This is a genomic window from Arsukibacterium sp., from assembly GCF_033722355.1.
In the GTDB taxonomy this organism is placed as follows: Bacteria; Pseudomonadota; Gammaproteobacteria; order Enterobacterales; family Alteromonadaceae; genus Alishewanella.
Genome location: NZ_JAWVZF010000001.1, coordinates 47,830 through 69,113 on the forward strand (window position 1 = coordinate 47,830; position 21,284 = coordinate 69,113).

The 21,284-nt window shown below is 48.8% G+C and carries 19 protein-coding genes; 4 read left to right on the forward strand and 15 right to left on the reverse strand.

All coding sequences use genetic code 11. The annotated features are described in order from the left end of the window. Positions 1-213 precede the first annotated feature (213 nt). From R3177_RS00215 to R3177_RS14800, 3 genes are all read left to right on the forward strand, one after another. On the forward strand, positions 214-894 hold the full coding sequence (locus R3177_RS00215) for a TorF family putative porin (RefSeq protein ID WP_318969020.1): 681 nt from the start codon (positions 214-216) through the stop codon (positions 892-894). Between the two features lie 153 nt (positions 895-1,047). Next, positions 1,048-1,302 (forward strand): hypothetical protein, encoded by a 255-nt coding sequence (locus R3177_RS00220; RefSeq protein WP_318969021.1) that lies wholly within the window; start codon positions 1,048-1,050, stop codon positions 1,300-1,302. Then, entirely contained in the window at positions 1,302-1,496 is a 195-nt protein-coding gene (locus R3177_RS14800; protein ID WP_413229047.1) for a DUF2970 domain-containing protein, read from the forward strand. The genes R3177_RS00220 and R3177_RS14800 overlap by 1 nt, the downstream gene beginning before the upstream one ends. On the opposite strand, the gene R3177_RS00225 is transcribed toward R3177_RS14800, so the two are convergent. The 9 genes from R3177_RS00225 to R3177_RS00265 all read right to left on the reverse strand — a co-directional run bounded on the left by R3177_RS00225 (position 1,435) and on the right by R3177_RS00265 (position 10,379). Further along, positions 1,435-2,307, reverse strand: coding sequence for a Dam family site-specific DNA-(adenine-N6)-methyltransferase (locus R3177_RS00225; RefSeq protein WP_413229050.1), 873 nt, complete (start codon positions 2,305-2,307; stop codon positions 1,435-1,437). The two genes, R3177_RS14800 and R3177_RS00225, sit on opposite strands and share 62 nt — an antisense overlap. A 10-nt stretch (positions 2,308-2,317) precedes the next feature. Continuing rightward, positions 2,318-3,742: a hypothetical protein gene (locus R3177_RS00230; RefSeq protein WP_318969023.1), complete on the reverse strand. Its 1,425-nt coding sequence runs from the start codon at positions 3,740-3,742 to the stop codon at positions 2,318-2,320. Beyond that, complete coding sequence (gene aroB / locus R3177_RS00235) at positions 3,742-4,797, reverse strand: 3-dehydroquinate synthase (RefSeq protein ID WP_318969024.1); 1,056 nt, start codon at positions 4,795-4,797, stop codon at positions 3,742-3,744. The genes R3177_RS00230 and aroB overlap by 1 nt, the downstream gene beginning before the upstream one ends. A 19-nt stretch (positions 4,798-4,816) precedes the next feature. Next, complete coding sequence (gene aroK, locus R3177_RS00240; protein ID WP_318969025.1) at positions 4,817-5,335, reverse strand: shikimate kinase AroK; 519 nt, start codon at positions 5,333-5,335, stop codon at positions 4,817-4,819. A gap of 166 nt (positions 5,336-5,501) precedes the next feature. After that, positions 5,502-7,568, reverse strand: coding sequence for a type IV pilus secretin PilQ family protein (locus R3177_RS00245; RefSeq protein ID WP_318969026.1), 2,067 nt, complete (start codon positions 7,566-7,568; stop codon positions 5,502-5,504). 18 nt (positions 7,569-7,586) lie between these two features. After that, positions 7,587-8,123, reverse strand: coding sequence for a pilus assembly protein PilP (locus R3177_RS00250; protein WP_318969027.1), 537 nt, complete (start codon positions 8,121-8,123; stop codon positions 7,587-7,589). Continuing rightward, a complete protein-coding gene (locus tag R3177_RS00255) occupies positions 8,120-8,719 on the reverse strand; it encodes a type 4a pilus biogenesis protein PilO (RefSeq protein WP_318969028.1) in 600 nt (199 codons plus the stop codon). The genes R3177_RS00250 and R3177_RS00255 overlap by 4 nt, the downstream gene beginning before the upstream one ends. Next, positions 8,716-9,312, reverse strand: coding sequence for a PilN domain-containing protein (locus R3177_RS00260; RefSeq protein ID WP_318969029.1), 597 nt, complete (start codon positions 9,310-9,312; stop codon positions 8,716-8,718). Before R3177_RS00260 ends, R3177_RS00255 begins: the two co-directional genes overlap by 4 nt. Next, positions 9,300-10,379, reverse strand: coding sequence for a pilus assembly protein PilM (locus tag R3177_RS00265; RefSeq protein WP_318969030.1), 1,080 nt, complete (start codon positions 10,377-10,379; stop codon positions 9,300-9,302). Before R3177_RS00265 ends, R3177_RS00260 begins: the two co-directional genes overlap by 13 nt. Before the next feature lie 153 nt (positions 10,380-10,532). Between R3177_RS00265 and R3177_RS00270 the strand changes: the two genes are divergently transcribed. Further along, positions 10,533-13,160, forward strand: coding sequence for a PBP1A family penicillin-binding protein (locus R3177_RS00270; RefSeq protein ID WP_318969031.1), 2,628 nt, complete (start codon positions 10,533-10,535; stop codon positions 13,158-13,160). Positions 13,161-13,269: 109 nt separating this feature from the next. On the opposite strand, the gene argH is transcribed toward R3177_RS00270, so the two are convergent. The 6 genes from argH to R3177_RS00300 form a co-directional block, all read right to left on the reverse strand. After that, positions 13,270-14,655 (reverse strand): argininosuccinate lyase, encoded by a 1,386-nt coding sequence (gene argH, locus R3177_RS00275; protein WP_318969032.1) that lies wholly within the window; start codon positions 14,653-14,655, stop codon positions 13,270-13,272. 5 nt (positions 14,656-14,660) lie between these two features. After that, the gene (locus tag R3177_RS00280; protein ID WP_318969033.1) at positions 14,661-15,866 is read right to left on the reverse strand and encodes an argininosuccinate synthase; all 1,206 of its coding nucleotides are present in this window, start codon (positions 15,864-15,866) and stop codon (positions 14,661-14,663) included. Positions 15,867-15,873: 7 nt separating this feature from the next. Continuing rightward, the gene (locus tag R3177_RS00285; RefSeq protein WP_318969034.1) at positions 15,874-16,788 is read right to left on the reverse strand and encodes an ornithine carbamoyltransferase; all 915 of its coding nucleotides are present in this window, start codon (positions 16,786-16,788) and stop codon (positions 15,874-15,876) included. 63 nt (positions 16,789-16,851) lie between these two features. Continuing rightward, entirely contained in the window at positions 16,852-17,622 is a 771-nt protein-coding gene (gene argB / locus R3177_RS00290) for an acetylglutamate kinase (protein ID WP_318969035.1), read from the reverse strand. Further along, positions 17,619-18,650 (reverse strand): N-acetyl-gamma-glutamyl-phosphate reductase, encoded by a 1,032-nt coding sequence (gene argC, locus R3177_RS00295; RefSeq protein WP_318969036.1) that lies wholly within the window; start codon positions 18,648-18,650, stop codon positions 17,619-17,621. The genes argB and argC overlap by 4 nt, the downstream gene beginning before the upstream one ends. 125 nt (positions 18,651-18,775) lie before the next feature. Beyond that, positions 18,776-21,284, reverse strand: a 2,509-nt coding sequence (locus R3177_RS00300) for a diguanylate cyclase (protein ID WP_318969037.1), incomplete at its 5' end; no start/stop codon positions are given.

The window sequence follows — 21,284 nt, forward strand, 5'->3', positions numbered from 1 at the left end:
CCACAAATCTGAAATACCGACTTTACTTAATTAGCTGCAAAAAAGCACGCTCGGTCCGCTGCACAAAAAACAGGCAGTTGCGCACCAGTTAAGCGCAACATAGTGTTAGACGCGGCGCTGGATATTCGCAAGCAATTGTATTTAATATATTATTTCAATTGGCACACTTATTGGAATGACTTTAGTCAGGGAATAAACATAAGGGCAATACCAATGAAAATGACAACAACACTTTCCAGCTTAATTACTGCCAGCCTGCTTCTGGGCCTGTCTGCCACCAGCCCCAATAGCCAGGCCGTTGAGCTCAATGGTGACATTACTTTTACTACGGATTATGCGTTTCGTGGTATTTCACAAACGGATGAAGCGCCTGCAATTCAGGGTGGCCTGACTTTAACTGATACCTCAGGTTTTTATGTTTCTGTATGGGGGTCAAGTGTTGATTTTGGCGGTCAGGGCACTCTTGAGTTTGATGTGATGCTGGGCTGGAGCGGTGCGATAAATGATGCCTGGACAGCAGACGTAGGCATTATGCGCTACGGCTACCCGAATACTGAATTTGCCGGCTCGAATTTCTATGAGCTGTATGGTTCGTTGTCATATCAGGATTTCACTTTCGGTCTGGCTTACAGTGACGACTATTATGCAAACGCGGGCACCTATTTTTATTTGTATGGTGGCTACAGTTACGCCCTGACTGATAACCTGGCGCTCGACTTACATGTTGGTCAGAATGAATACGATGACAGTTCAGCCAGTTATCTGGACTGGAGTATTGGCCTGAGCACTGAAGTCCTTGGCGCCGGCTTAAGCCTGGCTTACGTAGATACCGATATTAACGACTGTGACTTGTGTGATAGCCGGGTAATATTTAGTGTGTCAAAAAGCTTCTGACTCTGACGGAAAACCATAAACTACAGTTGCTCAGATAAGCTGAGCAACTGATCCTGCTAACAAGTGCAGCGTATATTAAATAAGCAACTTGTATCGTCAATGCAGATCTATTACACTCTGCCACTAGTGATTAAAGCGTTAACTGGATTTAACATGAAAATTACCTTTAACAGTAAAGCTTTGGCGATAGGAGCGGCCTTGGTTCTGGCTGTGAGTGCCATCGGCTACTTTAAAACCAGCCCGCTGTGCCAGGATGCTGGCAGTTCAACGGCTAATGAATTATGTCAGAATGTCCAGCAAAACTGGTTAAGCTGGATTAAAGGTGACAGCCGTTCCACTCAGTTTCATTTTGTTGATTTTCTGGAATTATTAAACCGGTTAACTCCATCAGGCAGTAAAGCAAGCTAATGGCCGAAACCAAGGCCGGAACCTGGCAGGTCATTAAAGCCGTGCTTGGGGCTTTCGCCGGGGTGCAATCTGAAAAACAACGTCAGCTCGATTTTCAAACGAAAAGTATTCTGCCTTACCTTATTGTCGGTATTATCTTTGCAATGTTGTTTGTTGCGGGCTTGCTGTTGACAGTGACTCTGGTCCTTGCTTAACCGCAGGATATACTGCAAATAATTCTGCCACCTTACCTCTGCCCGCGCCGTTTTGACTGATAGACCGTCCAACCTGAATACTGTGAAGCACAGCCTGCTGGTATATTTTACGGGTCCAGGTTGTATCATGATTACTTATCAGAACACTATTGCCTTTTAACTGAGCCTGTTCAGCCATATTGGCTAACTGGGCCTGATCATCCAGATTGAAGCCCTGCCGGGCATAGCTGGTAAAGCTGGCTGTTTTGCTAAGGGGCACATAGGGGGGATCACAATAGACAACAGCATCAGCTTGCAACTGCGCAAACACCTCTTGATAACTATGGCAGCTGAAGCGGGCTTTTTGCGCTTTTTCTGCAAAGAAATACAGCTCAGCCTCCGGAAAGTAGGGTTTTTTGTAACTGCCAAACGGCACATTAAATTTCCCAGAGAGATTATAACGGCAAAGTCCATTGTAGCCATGCCGGTTCAGATAGAGAAACAGCAATGCCCGCTGATAGGGATCTGTACTGCTGTTAAATTGCTGGCGGAACGCCAGATAACTGCTGCGCAGATTAGCGCTGGCACAAAACAGACTGCTGGCGTCAGCAACAAAAGCATCCGCCTGATGCTGCACTATCTGGTATAACTGAATTAAATCAGCATTAATGTCGTTCAACAGATAATGCGGATAATCCGTATTAAGAAATACTGAGCCTGCGCCGACAAAGGGTTCAACTAATTGAGGGCCGTCCGGCAGATGTTTAATCAGCTCTGGCACCAGACTATATTTTCCACCAGCCCACTTCAGAAAAGCCCGGTTTCGTTTCACATCCACCCGATTATTCCTGTTCCAGAGCGTCAGCACGCAGTCGCGCTAAGGCTTTAATTTCTTGTTGTACCTGTACGACAGGTTTGATAAAAGGACCGGTTTCGCGCAAGCGCTCTGGCAATAAAGCTCTGGCCTGTCTGGCGCTGCTGGTATCCGGATAATACTGCTTCGCCAGGATGACCCATTGTAACTGCCCTTGCCAGCTACGCTGATAAACCATGATGCCGGTATCAGGAAACGAGCGGACAAACCGAGCTACAGCGGCATCTGATGTCAGGACAGCCAACTGCAATACTTTGATTTCGGGCGGCAGGCTCAGCAACAACGGTTCCTGGTACAATGCCTCAGCTGCTACAGTCACTGGTTCAGTACTGTCAGGCGCTTTTGTGGTGGCTGCCGGTTCAGCATTTTCCTGTGGCGCAGACCGGATTTCCTGGGGCATAACCGCTGGCGGTTCAGTTGCTGTCGATTCAGCCTCCCGGGGTGGCTCAACAGCAGACACAGCGCTATTGTTCACAGGCTCAGGGCTTTTTTCAGCAGACTCCGCGCTGATTATTTCAGGCTCAGGGCTATTTTTCAGATTAGTGCTATCACTAAGCGCGGGGCCAGTTGCAGGCTCAACGCTGTTTTCTCCGGTGGCATTATCAGCTTGCGCTGTATTAAGAGCGGATGGCAGATCACTTGCGGTGTCAGAACTGCGTTGTCCCACCAACTCAGGGGTGTCGGTTATCTTTGGTTCAACCACATTGTTGCTGACTGGCAACAACCAGTAAATTGCAGCTGCCATCACCAGCAGTACAATGGCAGCCGGCAATAACCAGTATGCGGCGCCTGCAGATTTACGCTCCTCTGGCTGGATAACAGCACTGTGTAATAAATGCATATTGCCATGACTGGCAGCAAAACGTTCGGCAACTGCCAGAGGCTCAAGTTGCTTATCACGCAGCACCTGGCTGGCATCTTGCAGCGTTGGGATATTGATACTTAAATTTAATGCCATATCAACAGAAGGTTCGGACAGCAGGAAGAAGCCGAGACAATCAAGCTGCAATAGTTTCTGTCTTGCACTGGTGGCTAACTGATTAAAATTATCGACGATTAACAATAACGGCAGCGCCCCGGCTGCAGGCTCAGCCATTAATTGCGCCAGAGTCGGTTCAGGCCGCTGCCGCCCAAACCAATGTTGTAGCAACTGAGATTCAATTTCTGTCTCTGACACAGCGCCATTTAGCAGTGCAACATTTGCCTGCTCTGAGAACAGCTCAGCCAGCGCAAGTGCAAGGGTAGATTTACCACTACCTTCCCCTCCCACCAGACCTATATTCTGAAAGTCATTAAATGCCAGCTGAAATAACAACCTGTTCAGCAGTTCATGTTGGGAGGGCAATAAGTGACGCTGCTCAGCCAGCCTCTGCTGAAGTACTGTGATATCCATCAGCCAAAAACCTGGAATAGTTCGGCTTCAGTGACATCTGCAACCAGGCTGGCACGGCCAATCGCTGGCAGTAAGACAAAGCGCATCTGGCCGTCTTTGACCTTTTTATCTGTTTTCATAAACGGCAGAAAATCGGCTATCTGCATCTGCTCAGGCACACTGACCGGCAATCCAAATGACTGCAGGGCCGAGCGAACAGTAGCAACCTGTTGCTCATTCAACCAGCCCCGATGAGCTGACAATTCTGCAGCCATCACCATACCGACCGCAACAGCCTCACCATGTAACCACTTACCATAGCCCATAAACGCTTCAATAGCGTGGCCGAAGGTATGCCCAAGATTCAGTAAAGCCCGCTCTCCTTGCTCAGTTTCATCGCGACTGACGATAGCGGCTTTCATCTGACAGCAGTGGCGGATCATCCGGGCCAGACACGCTGGCTGTTGCTGACAAATCTGTTCACTGGATTGCAGCAGCCAGTCTAAAAAAGCTGCATCACCAAGCAAGGCATATTTAACCACTTCCGCCATACCGGCGGCAAATTCACGCCGTGGAAGGGTTTGCAGGGTAGCCGTACTGATCACAACCTGTTCAGGCTGTTTAAAGGCACCAATCATATTTTTGCCAAGTGGATGATTGACAGCTGTTTTGCCACCCACTGAAGAGTCAACCTGAGAAAGTAAGGTAGTGGGAATTTGCACAAATTGAACACCGCGCTGATAGCAGGCGGCAACAAAACCGGTAAGGTCACCAATAACACCGCCACCAAGCGCAACCAGCAACACGTCACGCGACATCCCTTTTTCAAGTAAAAAGGATAAGATGGTTTCAAAAGACGCCAGTGTTTTGAAGGCTTCACCGTCTTCAATCAAAATATGCGATGGCGGGTAATGGAAAAGTGACTTAGCCTGCTCTAAATACAACGATGCCACGGTAGGGTTGGAGACAATAACCACGTGCCGGCGGCCGGCAAGGGATGCAGGTAAGGCAGTAAAACCGTCATCAATAACTATCGGGTAGCTGCGATCGCCAAGTTGGACTTCAACTTTTTGCATTTGCAGCCCCCCGTATACGTTAGAAACCCAATTGATCAATTATCTGGTTTGCGACAGCCCGGGCACTTTGCTCATCGGTACGAACGGTAAAGTCAGCAATTTCCTCATAAAGAGGATTTCGCTCGGCGGCAAGGCGCTCCAGCACTTCACGTGGCGCCTCTTCTGTTTGCAGCAAAGGCCGGCGTTTATCGCGTTGGGTTCGGGCAACTTGTTTCTCAATGGGTGTTTCCAGATAAACAACAATTCCTCTGGCTGACAAACGGTTGCGGGTTTCCTTACTGATTACCGAACCACCACCTGTCGCTAAAACAATACCTTGTAATTCAGTTAAATCTGAAATGACTGTCTCTTCGCGAACTCTGAAACCCTCTTCACCTTCCAAATCAAAGACCCAGGCTATATCCGCACCCGTGCGGCGCTCGATTTCCTGATCTGAGTCATAAAAGTCAAGATGAAGCATGTCTGCTAAATGACGTCCAATGGTGCTTTTGCCTGCGCCCATTGGGCCAACAAGGAAGATATTACGTTTTTCTGCCATATGTCGTAGTGCTAAATCAGCTTACTCAATGAAAAGTTGAATTCAAGGACCAAAAGGCTCCCGCGAAAATTTGAAGCGCTGAATTATGTCAGGAATGGCCTTTCGTTGGCAAGTTAAATCTGACTTAATGCGGGAGCGTTTGACCGGCTCCCGCATCAGATAACGATTACTGGCCTTCGGTCAGAATCTTCGGAGTAACAAAAATAAGAAGTTCATTTTTCTCATTAACGTCACGTTTTGACCTGAACAAAGCACCAACATAAGGGATATCACCAAACATCGGGACCTTAGACACGGTAGATAAAATTTGCTGCTGATAAATCCCGCCCAGCACTATGGTTTCACCATTATCAACCAGCACCTGAGTTTGAATTTGCTGAGTATCAATGGCTGTCGCAGGTCCGGTTGGCGTTTGTACCGTCTCACCGCGGGTATTCTGGGTAATCACCAGATCCAGAATGATTTTATTATCCGGAGTAATTTGCGGCGTGACAGTCAGACTTAGCACAGCTTTCTTAAATTCAACAGTGGTTGCACCGCTGGACGCTGCCTGAACATAGGGTATTTCAACACCTTGCTCGATGCGGGCTTCTTTCTGATTAGACGTAGTTATCCGCGGACTGGCGATAATTTCACCTTTATTCTCCTGCTCTAATGCTGATAGTTCAAGATCCAGAAGCGTGCCATCGGCTAATCGGGCCACATGGAAAGCAATACTGCCAGCCGGATTCTGAATAGGCAGGTTTACATTCCAGCGATCGTCCAGCGCCGGGAACTGGCCGGTAGAAATCGTGTTAGCGCCGTTAGCATTACCTGATACACCACGGTTACCGCCGCTGGTGCTTTGCTGATCACTGAAACCCCAGCGGATACCCAGCTCGTCAGTCACGCTGTCACGTACCGTCACCATTCTTGATTCGATCAGCACCTGACGAACCGGTACATCGAGCCGCTCAATCAGCTTGCGGACGCTTTCGATATTCTTGGCCGTATCTTTAATTAAAATGGTGTTCGTCCGTTCATCAACTACCACACTACCGCGGCTGGATAGCAGGGTGGCGTCTTTGTTGGCCAGCAAACCTGCCAAATCGGCTGCTTTAGCATAGTTAATAGTCAGATAATCAGAATACAATGGCTCCAGCTGTTCGACCTGCTGTTTCGCTTCCAATTCACGGGCTTCCCGGGCTGACAGCTCTTCGGTCGGTGCAACCATCAGGATATTACCATCCATCCGTTTGTCCAGACCTTTCACCCGTAATACGATGTCAAGTGCCTGATCCCACGGTGTGCCATCCAGGCGCAGAGTGATATTACCCGTTACGGAGTCACTGGTAACCAGGTTAAAGCCGTTATAATCTGCAATAATCTGTAACACAGTTCTGATAGGAATATCCTGGAAATTTAATGAAATCGGCCGCCCTTTATATTCACGCCCCCCACCTAAAATACTGCGGTTCGTGGTATCGCGCTCAATATTTAACGTGAAAATATTATCTATCTGCTGATAAGTATAGGTAAAGGCATCACTGGTCGAAATCTCCAGTCTGGCAGACGCGCCGTCTTTAAAGGTTTCGATGCCGGTAACGATAGTACCAAAGTCCATAACATCTAACTGATACAGCAACTCATCAAGAATATCAGTATTATGAAACTCAACAATCAGTTTTCCTGCACGCTCAGTGACATCTACCGCTGCTGTATTTTCCCGAAGGAACACTAAAACGCGGGCTTCACCTTCTTCACCGCGCCGAAAATCAATCGCCTGTATCCGGTTGATGTATGTCGGAACAACATCTGCAGCCTGACCAACCTGCTGCGCAGTCGGATTATCAGAGATGTGCATATAAAATACGTTACCGCGTACTCTGGTACGGTAAATTTTCAGATAGTCCAGATAGATAGTTGACTTAAAACCTTCACCAAGAAACTCAGATTTTATTCTTTTTACCCCGGCTTTATCGATTAATACTTCTTCCAGCTTTTCCTCATAATCGGAATTATCAAAATAGAGTTCGATCCGCGCGGGCTCGTTAAAAACCTGAATGCTGGGATCGGTGTAGAGATCTTCATCGAAAATAAATTCGATCTCCGTTTCGCCGGTGAGCAAGGGGTTATACCTGACATCGTACAGCAATGGGACTGCTGCTGCTGGCAAAGCTAACAACAGTAACGCTGCCAGACATAGCCGGGTGCCGGTGATTCCTCGTGAAATTCTTTTGATTATTTTATCCATGATATACTCGCACACCTATCAATTACTCGTCATTGCTGTATTTTCGACCATTTGAATCATGGTAGTCCGCTCTTTCCAGCAACCTGCCCCGTCCGGGATCAACTCTAACAATTCAACATGGGTTGGCTCTACACTGATAACCCGACCATGAAATAAACCAACATAATTATTTAACGTTATCCGGTGCAGCGTTTTATCAGAAGCCTCAATTAATGCCCAGATATTACCGGTATCTCCCAGAGTGCCGCGCATTTTCAGGTTGTCCAGCGCATATTTTTCTAGGGGCTCTTTGCGCCGGCGCGGGTCCGGATGCAAACAATCCTGCACCTGCAAGAATCGATCCTGAACTGCTTCAGGCCGTGGCTCCGAAAAAGGGCTACGGGTATTTTGCGCTGCATAAGCAATATGCTCGAACTCTTTCACCTCTGGCAGGGGCTCAACCCGGGGTTGAGTACTGGCCTTAACCTGATCCATATGTGCCTGTACGTCGCTTAAGTCATCAAAGCAACCCGTCAATACAGTTGCAACAGAAACAGCTATGATGAGTTTTCTCATTGCGCCGTCTCCTTGTAACGATAAGTTTTAGCGGTAACATTGAAACGTAACCGGTCATTCTCAGCCGTTTGAATTGAGAAGTCATGTAAGCTTACTATCCGGGGAAGTTTCGCCACCTCACTGACAAAATTACCAAATTGATGGTAATCACCAATAACGTCTATTTTAATCGGCAGCTCAGTATAAAACTCTTTCTCTATTTCTGGCTCCCAGTTTATCCGCAGGAATGTCAAACCACTGGTTGTGCCAACATAGGTAATGTCATCCAGCAAACCAGGTGTCTCATGAGTAGTGGGTAACTGCTTCAGTAAAAATGAAAAAGTATTTTCCATTTCAACCATCTGCTGTTTGTATAAATCCAGATTAACTGCTGATGCATAGCGGGTTCGATAAACCTGCCTTAACTCGGTTTCTTTTTGCTTAGCACTGTTTAATTCGTCAATTTTACTGTCAATCAGCAAAAAATAACTCAGGGTGCCAACCAGAACCGCCAAAATAATGGCGAAAATGACTTTAGCGGCGACAGGCCACGACCCCATATTTTCGACATCAAGATCATTAATATCAATTTCAGACAAATTGAAGTTCATGCTCATCTTGCACCACCTTCCGCAGCGGGTTTAACAGGCTGACTTTCCTGAACTGCTTCATAGCCTTTAACGGTAAGATGCATTTTAAAATTACTCAGTAACCGGGATTCTTCTTTACCAGCTTCAATAAACTCAAGCAGCGGACTATCCAGTAATTCAGATTGTTCCGCATCCCGCAGCATGGTCGACAATCGGTTGTTAGATTCACTTCGGCCAATTAACAATAAATTTGAGCCCTTTTTCTCTAACTGAGTCAGATAAATGCCTGATGGCACCACCCTGGCAATTTCAGACATGATTTCTGTACCCAGATTACGACTACCCTGCAGTTGTTCAATCAGACTCATCCGTTGTTGTAAACTGCGCTTAGTCTCGTTCAGGTTGCGTATTTCAGCAATTTTCTGATCCAGAATCTTGATTTCATTTTCCAGATAGCGATTACGCTGATACTGACCGTCAATCATGCTGCTATAAACCATATTGATCAGAAAAAACACCAGAAAACTGAATACAGCTGTCATAGCCAGAATGGTCACATACTGCTTTTGTTTTTCTTTGCGCGCAGCTTCACGCCAGGGCAGTAAGTTTATATATGCCATGATGAAAAACTCCGTAAGGCAAGACCGCTGGCTACCATCAACTGCGGCGCGCTTTTATTTAACTGCTCGCGATCAACTGACGTCGCAACTTCGATCGTTTTAAAGGGATTAGCCACCACAGTATGGATGCCAAGTTCATCTATCAGCAGCTTGTCGATCCCTTCGATTAATGCGGTACCACCTGAGACAATCAGATAATCCACTGCGTCCCGGCCGCTGCTGGTTAAATACATCTGAATACCGCGGCGAATTTGCTGCAATAACATTGTCTGAAACGGTGCCAGTACTTCAAAAGTATAGTTCGGCGGCAAATCACCGCTGACCTTTGCCAGTTCAGCTTCCTCGTAGCTTTTGTTGTAATAAGACAAAATACTGCGGGTATACTGTTCTCCACCAAACGCCTGGTCACGGGTATACAGGGTTTTACCCTTTTCAACGATACTAAGCAGAGTCATCGTGGCGCCAATGTCCACCAATGCGACAACTTTGCCTGCAGCATCATCTGGCAGCTGACTAAGACACAATTCAGAGGCCCTGCTCAGGGCGTAACTTTCTACATCAACCAGCTTGGCAGTGAAGCCACCGTTATCAAGTGCCGCCACCCGGGCCTCGACACTCTCGGTGCGGGCAGCACTGAGTAAGACGTTAACTTTAGACGGGTCTGATTCGTTAACATCCAGTTTCTCGAAATCCAGGCTAACTTCGTTCAATGGATAAGGGATTAACGTATCAGCCTCGACTTGGATCTGACTTTCCAGTTCAGCATCTGTTAATGACACATCCATAAAGATCACTTTGCTGATCACGGTGGATCCGGATACTGCTGTCGCCGCGAATTTGACTGACTTGGGGATCTTCTTGCGGATCTTGCCGATCACATTAGCGACGGCTTCAATATCCTGGATCTCTCGATCAGCCATCGCGCCTTTGATCATCGGCTCGACAGCAAAGGCTTCCACCTTGTACTGGCTACCATGCTGACTTAACAGCATAGCCTTGACGGAGTGAGCGCCGATATCGATGCCGACCATCATAGGTGTTTGTTTACTGAACAGGCTTTTTATCATAGCTTCCTGTGGCCATTTTATAGTTATGATTCTTATTGTCGTATTCTTAGCTCAGACGCTATTTTTTAGCAAGAAAAAGCGTTTCATCGACAGCCAATAAATATATACTAGCAGCGTTGTAAAGTAATTGGGAGTAAAAATTGGGGTTATTCAGTGTCTTGGGTTAAAAAACTTTTAATAATCTGTCTGGCTGGTTTTTTCGCTGGGATCCTGACGATCGTTGCGATGTATTTTTATGTCCGCAATGATCTGCCTGACGTGGCAACCTTAAAGGAAGTAAAGCTGCAAACCCCGATGCAGGTATACACGGCTGATGGTCAGCTGATTTCGCAGTTTGGTGAGAAAAGACGGATACCATTAAAACTGGACGAAATGCCGCCTTTACTGATTCAGGCCTTCTTAGCTATTGAAGATACAAGGTTTTATGATCATCCAGGTGTAGATATTATTGGTATTATGCGTGCGGTTACCGTGGTTGCATCGTCAGGTGACTTCAGCCAGGGGGCCAGTACTATCACCCAGCAACTGGCACGTAATTTTTTTCTCAGCCGCGAAAAAAAGATCATCCGCAAAATAAAAGAAGTTTTTCTGGCGATTAAAATAGAGCAGCTGCTGGAAAAAGATGAAATTCTCGAACTTTATCTTAACAAAATTGAACTGGGCCACCGCTCTTTCGGCGTTGGTGCTGCTGCCCAGGTTTATTTTGGCAAAACTGTGAATGAACTTACTCTGGATGAAATCGCTATTATCGCTGGTTTACCAAAAGCACCTTCTATTCTGAATCCTGTCCGTTCACCGGCCAATGCCCGGAACCGCCGCGATATTGTGCTCACCAGAATGCGCGCCCTTGATGTTATCAGCGAGCAGGATTACCGCAATGCTCTGGCTGCGCCCATCACCAGTAAACTCCATGGTGCCCAGATTACAGCGTCAGCCCCTTACATAGCCGAGATGGTTCGCCAGCAAATGGTAGAGCGATTTGGTGAAGAAGCAGCTTATTCCGAAGGTTACAAAGTTTACACCACCATTCTGAGCCAGCATCAGCAAGCCGCCAAGCGTGCCTTACAACAAAATTTATACGACTATGATGAACGTCACGGCTATCGCGGGCCGGTAGCGCGGCTTTGGCAAGCCGAGCTTGATAACAGCGTTGCCAGTTCAGAGGCAGATGCACCACCTGTATTTAATGAGTCAGAACGGCCAGAAAGGACAGCAATCCTTGCTTACTTAACACAGCAGCAGGGTATTGAGGATTTGTTACCGGGTGTGGTGCTGACGGTGTTAAATAACAGTGCCGAAGTGTTGCTGGCCGGTGATCAGGTGATTACGTTGCAGTGGGACGGGATAAAATGGGCCAGGGCCTTTATTACTGATGAGCGTCAGGGAGTAGCCCCGAAAAGCGCTGCAGCGGTGCTGGCACCCGGCATGCATATTCTGGTGCGCCAACAGAATGATCAATGGCGGCTCAGCCAGATCCCTGCGGCCAGTAGTGCTCTGGTTGCCTTGGATCCACAAGACGGAGCTATTCAGGCATTGGTTGGAGGTTACAGTTTCAGTCAAAGCCAGTTTAACAGGGTAACCCAGGCAAAACGCCAGGTTGGTTCCAATATTAAACCCTTCATTTATTCAGCAGCACTGGAAAAGGGTTATACCCTCGCTTCTATTATGAATGATGCGCCTATCCATCAATGGGATGACAATGCTGGTATTGCCTGGCGGCCGCGTAATTCACCGCCGGTGTATGATGGACCCATCCGGATCCGCGAGGCACTGGCGAAGTCTAAGAACGTGGTATCTGTCAGATTATTACGGGGCGTGGGAATAGATGAGAGTATTCAGCATCTGCAACGTTTTGGCTTTACCGCCACCGATTTGCCCAGGAATGAAACCCTGTCACTAGGATCTGCTTCTTTAACACCACTGGAGCTGGTAACCGGCTACGCTGTATTTGCCAATGGCGGGTTTCTGGTGACTCCTTTTGTGGTAGACAAAGTGCTTAATGAACAGGATGAAGTGATATATCAGCATACACCGCAAATTGCCTGTTCAGGCTGTCTGGCGCAGGATAATGCCAGCAAAGCGCTTGCTGCTGAACCCCAGGTATCGCCGGATGTCAGTAGTGAGCAGCAGCTTTATGAACTGTTTAACGACGTGCAAGCGCAAGTGCCTGCAACCGCTGAACAGTCAGAACCGTTAATGGCTGAGCAGGTTATCAGCAGTCAGAATGCGTTTTTAATTGCCGATGCACTGACCAGCAGTGTCTGGGGTGGCGGTGACTGGCGTCAGGGTACAGGCTGGAACGGCACGGCCTGGCGGGTGCAGCGTTTAAAGCGACGCGACATTTCAGCGAAAACCGGCACAACCAATGATTCAAAAGATACCTGGTTCTCCGGCTTTACCGCGGCAACCGCTGTTACTACCTGGGTCGGCTTTGATGACGCTAACCGCAGCCTCGGTCGCGCTCAGTGGCATGCTAATATGGGCCAGGACCAAAGCGCCGGTACCGAGTCGGGAGCCCGCACCGCCCTGCCCGCATGGCTGGATTACATGGCGCAGGTGTTGCCTGATTACCAGGAGCAACAGCTGCAACCACCGACGGGGCTGTCATCCGTCAGAATAGACCTGGCCACCGGCTTACTTAGCCGAAGTACTGACCATACCAGTAGTTTTGAGTATTTTAAAATAGGTACTGAACCGACCCAGTACAGCCAGAGCAGTGTGCAGCAGATCCCATTTGATAATGATAAAAAAGCTGAACCAGATGAATCTGAATTATTTTAACGGCTGGTTATGTCCGTTGTAACAGGGAAGTCCAGTTAGCGCTAATATGAAACAGGCCGGTTGCATACCGGCCTGTTTTGATTTACTGATTCAGGGCGAATAGTGCTCGCTACGCCAGTATTTTATCAAACCACTGCTGAGCCTCAGCCAGTGCCTGTGCTACCTGCTGCGGTGCCGTGCCACCTAACGCACAACGCCTTGCCATCCCCGCTTCCAGCGTCAGTGCCGGATAGACATCAGCTGAGATTAGCTTACTGACCTGCTGTAACTCATTAAGACTAAGCGCCTCCAGCGGCACGTGTTGCTTTGAAGCAACCAGCACCAATTCCCCTGCGCATTCATGTGCATCGCGAAACGGCATACCTTTACTGACCAGGTAATCCGCTAAATCGGTTGCGTTGCTGTAGCCCAGCTCAGCAGCCTTGCGACACTGATCCGGATTAATACTCAGATGAGGAAGTACCGTTGCCAGCACCAGCAATGATTGCTGCCAGCTAAACATCAGGTCAAAGAAACCTTGTTTGTCTTCCTGCATGTCCTTGTTATAAGCCAGTGGTAATCCTTTGAGCACATGTAGAATTGCCACCAGATGACCCAGCACCCGGCCGGTTTTACCGCGAAGCAATTCAAACACATCAGGGTTTTTCTTTTGCGGCATCAAGGACGAACCAGAGCTTATCGCATCACCAAGCTTAAAAAAGCCAGCTTCACCTGAGCAGAAGAAAATCACATCCTCAGACAACCGTGATAAATGAGTCATGCATAGACTGGCCGCTGCAGAGAGTTCGACCAGGTAATCACGGTCAGATACGGCATCCAGACTGTTAACAGCAGCCCGGCTAAAACCAAGTTCTGATGCCAGAGCCTGCCGGTCAATATTTACTCCCGTGCCGGCAAGTGCACCACAACCTAATGGGCAGTTGTCCATTCTTGCTACCGCATCATCCAGCCGGCCTAAATCACGCTTAAACATTTCCACATAAGCCAGGGCCCAATGAGCGACCAACACAGGTTGCGCCCGTTGCAGGTGAGTAAAACCCGGCATCACTGCCTGCCCGGCTTTTTCAGCAAATTCAAGTAAGGCTGCAATGGCCCCCAGCAAAGATTTGCGTACCGTGCCTGCCTGCAATCGGGTCCATAACCTTAAATCGGTCGCTACCAGGTCATTGCGGCTGCGGCCGGTGTGCAGTTTTTTTGCTACATTACCCAGTTTTGCTGTCAGCTGGCTTTCCACCCAGCTGTGAATATCTTCTTCACGGGTTTGCAGCGGCAATTGCGGATCAGCTTCAGTTGCTTCAGCTAATTCCGCCAGCCCGGCGTCCAGTTGCTTCGCTTCAACGGCTGTAATAATTCCGGCCTGCTGCAGACCTTTAGCCCAGGCTCTTGACGCAGCGATATCCTGCTGCGCCAGTAAATAATCGAAACTGAGTGAGTCATTAAAATCACGAAACTCACTTAAGGTCGCCTCGGTAAAACGTCCTCCCCACATTGCCATAACGGTTAATCCTTTTGTTGATGCATGGCCCGGATCCGGCTGGCCAGACTATACAGTCTGATAAAGCCGGCAGCATCTTTCTGATCATAAACCTCATCACCTTCAAAAGTGGCGAAGGCTTCAGAATACAGCGTATTTACCGAGCGACGTTTTGCCACAGTAACATTCCCTTTGAACAGCTTAATGACCACCTCTCCGGTTAACTGCCCTGCCAGTGAGGTTGCCGCAGCCAATAATGCATCTTTGAGCGGGGTAAACCAGCGACCGTCATACACCAGCTGAGCAAATTCCAGCGCGATCTCTTCCCGATATTTTAATGAACTGCGATCATAAACCAGCGCTTCCAACCCTTTTAGCCCCGCCAGCAATATTGTGCCGCCCGGGGTTTCATAGCAGCCACGGGATTTCATACCCACCAGCCGGTTCTCAACAATATCAATCCGGCCAATGCCATGCTCTGATCCCAGCTCATTTAACAGTTCAATCGCGGCCACGCCGTCAAGCTTGCGGCCATCAACCTCGGTAAGCTGGCCCTTAGCAAATGTCAGGGCGACATAAGCGGGTGTATCCGGAGCCTGTTCAGGCGATTTCGTCCACATCCACACCTGCTCTGACGGTTCGCACCAGGGATCTTCCAGTTCGCCACCTTCGTGGGAAATGTGCCACAAATTCGCATCGCGGCTATAGATCTTAGTGGCTGAAGCAGTGGTAGGAACGTTCTTTTCTGCCAGATAATCCAGTAGTGATTGACGCGAATTAAACTGCCATTCACGCCACGGCGCAATCACTTTCAGTTGCGGGGCTAACGCGGCAAAACAGCTTTCAAACCGCACCTGGTCATTACCCTTACCGGTGCAGCCATGACATAACGCATCTGCACCGAGTTCCAGCGCCAGTTTAACCTGGGCCCTGGCGATCACCGGCCGTGCCATCGAGGTTCCCAGCAGGTACTGCCCTTCATAAACAGCGCCGGTTTTTAAGGTCGGGAATATAACCTCATTTACCAGCTCTTCTCTTAAATCAACAACATAGCAGCTGCTGGCGCCAGATTTAATCGCCTTTTGCTCAACGCCTGCCAGTTCGTCATCGCCCTGACCGACATTGGCAACAAAAGCGATAACTTCACAGTTATAGTTATCTTTTAACCATGGCACGATAGCCGATGTATCCAGCCCACCTGAATAAGCCAATACGACTTTTTTAACGCTCATTATTACCTCAACTAAATAAACTGACTAAAACGGCATTCTGAGCATGCATCCGGTTCTCAGCCTGCTGCAATACCAACGAATAATCACTGTCCAGTACTTCACTGGTTACTTCCTGCCCCCGGTGAGCCGGTAAGCAGTGCATAAAATGTTTTACTGCTAACCGCTGCATCGCCGCAGTATTAATCTGATAGTCAGCAAATAGCTGACCTACCTGCTTCGGATCGGCTTTTGCACCCATCGACAACCAGGTGTCGGTATAGATTGCATCGACACCTGCTGCAGAAGATAAATGCTGACTCAGTACCAGGTTGGCGCCACTTTTTGCTGCCAGCTGCTGCGCTTTTAGTAATACATGAGCATCAGGCCCAAAACCCGGCGGAGTGATGATGGTTAAATCCATGCCCATGATGGCAGCACCAAGCATTAACGAATGACAGACATTATTACCATCACCGACAAACGCCAGATGGACGTTACTGAGTTCACCAAACTGTTCATGCAGTGTCAGTAAGTCGGCCAGTGCCTGGCAAGGATGATATAAATCACTCAGCGCATTAATCACCGGTTTTCTGCTACTGTGAGCCAGTTCAATCAGTGTTTTCTGACTGAAAACCCGGGCGACAATCGCATCGGTCCAGCAGGCCAGATTACTGCCAAAATCCTGCACTGACTCCCGCACGCCCATGGCACCATTTTGCAGATCCAGATAGACACTATGCCCACCAAGCTTATTGATGCCGACATCAAAACTTACTCGGGTTCTAAGCGACGGCTTCTCGAACAGTAACGCAATACTTTTGCCGGCAAGCGCCGAGCGGTATTGTGCCGGATCCGCTTTAATCTCTGAGGCCAGAGTCAGAATATTGCTCAGTTGACTTTGGTCCAGATCGGTTAAGCACAGTAACTGGCTTAATTTACTCATAACGCACGCTGTAATCCGCTAAGCGGTTTCCTCATAGGCCTGGTATCTGTCACCATGGCGGGTTTAATATAAAATACAGGTGCCTACCGGCTCATCCTGCATCAGTTTTAATAAGTTTTCGGGCTGTTGCCAGCCTGCAACAATAATATTACGCTGCAGTGCCATACCGGTTTCCAGCGCGGCATCCAGCTTGACTTTCATGCCACCTTTAATGACCCCGCTGGCCACCAGTTCTGCAGCAGCGGCCGGCGTAAGCTCTGCAATCAGCTGCATCTGACTGTCCAGAATACCCGGCACATCGGTCAGTAGTACCAGCTCGCCCTGAACCAGCTGACATATTGCAGCAGCAGCTAAATCAGCATTGACGTTCAGTAACTGGCCTTCACTGCCAATACCCACTGAGCTGAACACCGGGGTAAAATCCTGTTCCAGCAGCAGAGTAATCAGGCTGGCATCGTTGGCTTTCGCCAACCCAACCGCACCGAGCTTGTTGTTGACACTAAACTGCAAACTGTTCCCGGCCGATAAATTCAGGCCCACCGGATTTAAGCCCTGCAGCATGGCGCGACTGACCAGCTCCGCATTTACCGCACCGTCCAAGGCACCGGTAATAACCGGCATCTGTTCAGGCGGTGATACCCGCTGGCCATCTATTTTTTCAGTGGTAAAACCAAACTTTGCCAGCCACTGATCAACCTGATCGCCCCCACCATGCACCAGCACTACAGGGCGCTGTTGTTTAAGCTGGCGGCAAACCGACAGCAACGCATCCAGCGCGGCACGCTCCTGCAGTAAACGGCCACCCATTTTTATTACCAGGGGTAAAGTCTTCATGCTACTACTCCACTGAATAATCCGGCTGTTTCAGGTTTATTAAAACGGACATTGGCGGCCTGCACCGCTTGCGCTGCGGCACCTTTGAGCAGATTATCAATAGCAGAAACGACTACCAGCTGCTCACCATCCTGTTGCCAGTAGATATCGCAGTACGGCGTCCCTGCCACATCGGCGACATTGGGAGACTGACTGAGCAACCTGACCAACGGCTTATGCTGATACGCCGCGGTGAACGCCTGTTTAACCTGTTCCGGACTGACACCGGCTTTTAACGTGACGACGCTGGTCGCCAGAATACCGCGTTTAAAATTACCTAAATGTGGGGTAAATACGACTTTACGTTGCAGATTCTGTTCAATTTCAGGCCGGTGGCGATGACCAAAAAAGCCATAGGCATTTAAGCCCACTTCACAAAAGGATGTGTTCAGTGCTGCCTTGCGACCGGCACCGGATACACCACTGGTCGCATTTATCACCGGAATACATTGTTCTGCCAGTAAATCGTTGGATACCAGGGGTAACAGTGCCAGTGAACAGGCTGTTGGGTAACAACCTGGTACTGAGATTAAATCACCGGGTGACTTATCTAACCACTCCATCAGACAATAAACCGCCTGGGTCAGCAAGTCGGGGTGCTGATGCTGATAGCCATAATATTTAGGGTAAAGATCAGGCTGTTTTAAACGAAAAGCCCCTGATAAATCAACGACGACGATGCCAGCAGCCAGCAATAAGGGGGTAATCGCTTCACTGGCCTCATGCGGCAGCGCCAGGAAAGCGACATCAATTTGCAGTGAACTTATCCGTTCGTCCTGCCAGGGCTCAACCATAATATCAATAGCATTCGTAAAACGCGGGTACAATTTATTTAATGGCTCAGCCGTGCGTCCACCTGAAGCAAATGCATAATCCAGAGAAAAATAAGGGTTAGCCGTCAGCAAAGCACATAATTCAGCGCCACTATAGCCAGCAGCGCCTAACACGGCACTACGGATTTTTTTATCAGAAGAAGATACTAAAGACATGTTTACCTTACTCAATTGCAAAACCAGCTAAAAGTTATAGCATAAAACGCCAGCTAGTGTAGAGTGGGAAACATGCAGAATCAACAATAATTATGCTGTTTTTTTGAATTTTTATCTAAATATGATTAGGGGTTGAGCTCAGTTGCCGCATCCCTTATGACGGTATTGCGTCCCTGTTCTTTTGCCCTGTACAGAGCCCGGTCGGCATCGATAAGCAGTTGTTTGCCGTCATCCTGCAGGTTAAGTGTTGCCAGACCGATACTGACGGTAATGGTCAAATCCGCTGCTGTATCGTTAAACTGAATTGTTGCAACATGTTGTCGCAGTCTGTCACAGACATCATAGGCTTCGGTCAGCGGAGTATCCGGTAACAGAATTGCAAATTCTTCGCCTCCCCACCGAGCCAGTGAGTCAATATCACGACAATGCTGCTGTAACGTCGCGGCCACCCTCTTTAATACTTCATCGCCAACCGTGTGTGACCAGGTATCATTAACCTGTTTAAAGTGATCAATATCCAGTAGCGCCAGACACAGCGGTTGCTGTTGGCGCCTTGCCCGCTTCAGTTCATATTGCATGGCTTCATCAAATGCCCGGCGGTTAGCCAGCCCAGTTAATGAGTCCATCCTGGCCAGCGCTGCAAGCTCCGCCGTTTTTTCAGCAACTTGTAATTTCAGTTTCAGCTCACTGCGTTTTAAACTGGCCAGACGCCAGCGCACCAGACTGATAATCAGCGCTGCCAGTAACAATAATACCAGCAACTGGAACAGCGGACGCTGCCAGATATGTGGTGCGATACTGAACGAAACAGTTGCTGGCGAAGGGCTCCAGCCGCCATCAGGATATGAGGCAGCAACTTTAAACCGGTAATGGCCCGGTGCTAAATTTGTATACTGGACACTGGTCTGGCCGCCCCGCGTTACCCAGTCTTTATCAAACCCCTCCAGCATGGTTCGGTACTGGATCCGCTGCGGCATAATAAACCCCAGGCCAGCATATTCAAATTCTATCCTGCTGGTGGCAGCTTCAAACGCAACATCGTGTTCAACAGGAAATTGGTTACCGTCTGCCACCAGTTTTTCCAGCACGATGGGCGGGATCACCGCGGAGAAAGCACTTAATCTGGCTGGCTGAACCTTGCTGACGCCAACTGATGTAGCCACCCAAACTGAGCCATCGCTATGCAGGCTGGCAGCAGGCGAAGAGCCGCCATTGGTCTGAGCGCTGGCCATGCCGTCACTTTCGCCGAATAATTCATAATTCACTTTATCGCGCCGGCCATATACCACGTCCAGGGCCTGCTGTCTGGCCAGACGCAGTACGCCTCGGTTGGTGGAAATCCAGAAATACTGCTGCTTATCCATCACCAGCTGAAACATTTTATCAAACGGCATACCCTGGCTACGACCTATCAGGGCCAGCTGTCCTGTGGTCAGATTGTGCGCCACCAGACCACGGTCGGTTGTCATCCACAAAATGTTTGCCGCAGGGTCTTCAGCAAAACCAAACGCATATTCAGCCTGGTCTAAGCCACTGAACTCGAGCTGCTGTAGCTGATTATCATGCCAAACTGATACGCCCGCACCACTGCCAATAAACACCTTGCCATCGGGGGTCTGATGTAACGCCATAATAAATGGGGAAGGCAACGCTGCCGCGGGGAAAGGCGTACTAAGCCGGCCATTTTCAATTAAATTGACACCCAGCGCTGTGCCAACCAGCAATGAGCCATCCGCCCGGGGTAAAATTGCCCTTACTTCGTTGGCGGCCAGTCCCTGGGCACTGGTGTACTGGCCGATAATTTTGCCATCTTCATAATGCAACAGGCCGTCAGTATAGGTGCCAATCCACAATTTTTTTTGCTGGCCCAAAGCCAGACTCAGCACTGATTGTCCACTGGCATGGCTGGATAAATCGATGCTCTGGATATTGCCATCGCATATTTGATTAAGACCTCTGCTACTACCGACATAGACACAGCCGCTCTGGTCAGGCATCACGGTCCGGACATAATTGTCAGCCAGGCCTTGTTCACTGGTATAGGTGATAAAAGGCGCTTCGCGCAACCGAAAGATGCCGCCATTGGTGCCAACCCACAAACTGCGCTCCTTATCCTGCCAAAGCGCCAGCACCCGGTTATTCGGTAACCCCTGTTCAATACTCAGCTGTTCCAGCTTATTGTCATACAGTCTTAGTAAACCGCGATCAACTGTGCCAATCCATAACACACCCGACGTTTCAGCTAATAAAGTAGCAACAGGAACATCCGCCAGTAGCACAGTTAATTGCTGCTCTTCATTTAGCTGAAACACGCCTTTTTCAGTGCCTATCAGCAGCTGCTGCCCTGAACCAGCCAGGGCAAACACCGGCGCTGTCAGTTGCGCAGCGAATGGCGTGCTGACTGTCAGTGTATTGTCAATTAACGCCAGGCCTGCCATCGTGCCTACCCAAATCTGACCGGATTTGTCTTCAAATAAACTGTGAGCGGCATTGGCTGGTAAACCATTATCAACAGTAAACTGACGTCGGCGGCCATCCGGCATCTGCATAACAATGCCTTCGCCTTCTGTTGCCAGCCAAAGCCGTTGCTGACTATCGACCATCGCTTTATTAATTAGAACACCAAGTGAAGGA

Excerpts from the sequence above, each read along its gene's own strand:
- R3177_RS00215 (WP_318969020.1), top strand. The coding sequence starts at position 214 with ATGAAAATGACAACAACACTTTCCAGCTTAATTACTGCCAGCCTGCTT.
- R3177_RS14800 (WP_413229047.1), top strand. The coding sequence starts at position 1,302 with ATGGCCGAAACCAAGGCCGGAACCTGGCAGGTCATTAAAGCCGTGCTT.
- R3177_RS00260 (WP_318969029.1), bottom strand. The coding sequence starts at position 9,312 with ATGGCATATATAAACTTACTGCCCTGGCGTGAAGCTGCGCGCAAAGAA.
- R3177_RS00285 (WP_318969034.1), bottom strand. The coding sequence starts at position 16,788 with ATGAGTAAATTAAGCCAGTTACTGTGCTTAACCGATCTGGACCAAAGT.
- argH (WP_318969032.1), bottom strand. The coding sequence starts at position 14,655 with ATGGCAATGTGGGGAGGACGTTTTACCGAGGCGACCTTAAGTGAGTTT.
- R3177_RS00255 (WP_318969028.1), bottom strand. The coding sequence starts at position 8,719 with ATGAGCATGAACTTCAATTTGTCTGAAATTGATATTAATGATCTTGAT.
- R3177_RS00280 (WP_318969033.1), bottom strand. The coding sequence starts at position 15,866 with ATGAGCGTTAAAAAAGTCGTATTGGCTTATTCAGGTGGGCTGGATACA.
- argB (WP_318969035.1), bottom strand. The coding sequence starts at position 17,622 with ATGAAGACTTTACCCCTGGTAATAAAAATGGGTGGCCGTTTACTGCAG.
- argC (WP_318969036.1), bottom strand. The coding sequence starts at position 18,650 with ATGTCTTTAGTATCTTCTTCTGATAAAAAAATCCGTAGTGCCGTGTTA.
- R3177_RS00265 (WP_318969030.1), bottom strand. The coding sequence starts at position 10,379 with ATGATAAAAAGCCTGTTCAGTAAACAAACACCTATGATGGTCGGCATC.
- R3177_RS00230 (WP_318969023.1), bottom strand. The coding sequence starts at position 3,742 with ATGGATATCACAGTACTTCAGCAGAGGCTGGCTGAGCAGCGTCACTTA.
- aroK (WP_318969025.1), bottom strand. The coding sequence starts at position 5,335 with ATGGCAGAAAAACGTAATATCTTCCTTGTTGGCCCAATGGGCGCAGGC.
- R3177_RS00250 (WP_318969027.1), bottom strand. The coding sequence starts at position 8,123 with ATGAGAAAACTCATCATAGCTGTTTCTGTTGCAACTGTATTGACGGGT.
- R3177_RS00245 (WP_318969026.1), bottom strand. The coding sequence starts at position 7,568 with ATGGATAAAATAATCAAAAGAATTTCACGAGGAATCACCGGCACCCGG.
- aroB (WP_318969024.1), bottom strand. The coding sequence starts at position 4,797 with ATGCAAAAAGTTGAAGTCCAACTTGGCGATCGCAGCTACCCGATAGTT.
- R3177_RS00220 (WP_318969021.1), top strand. The coding sequence starts at position 1,048 with ATGAAAATTACCTTTAACAGTAAAGCTTTGGCGATAGGAGCGGCCTTG.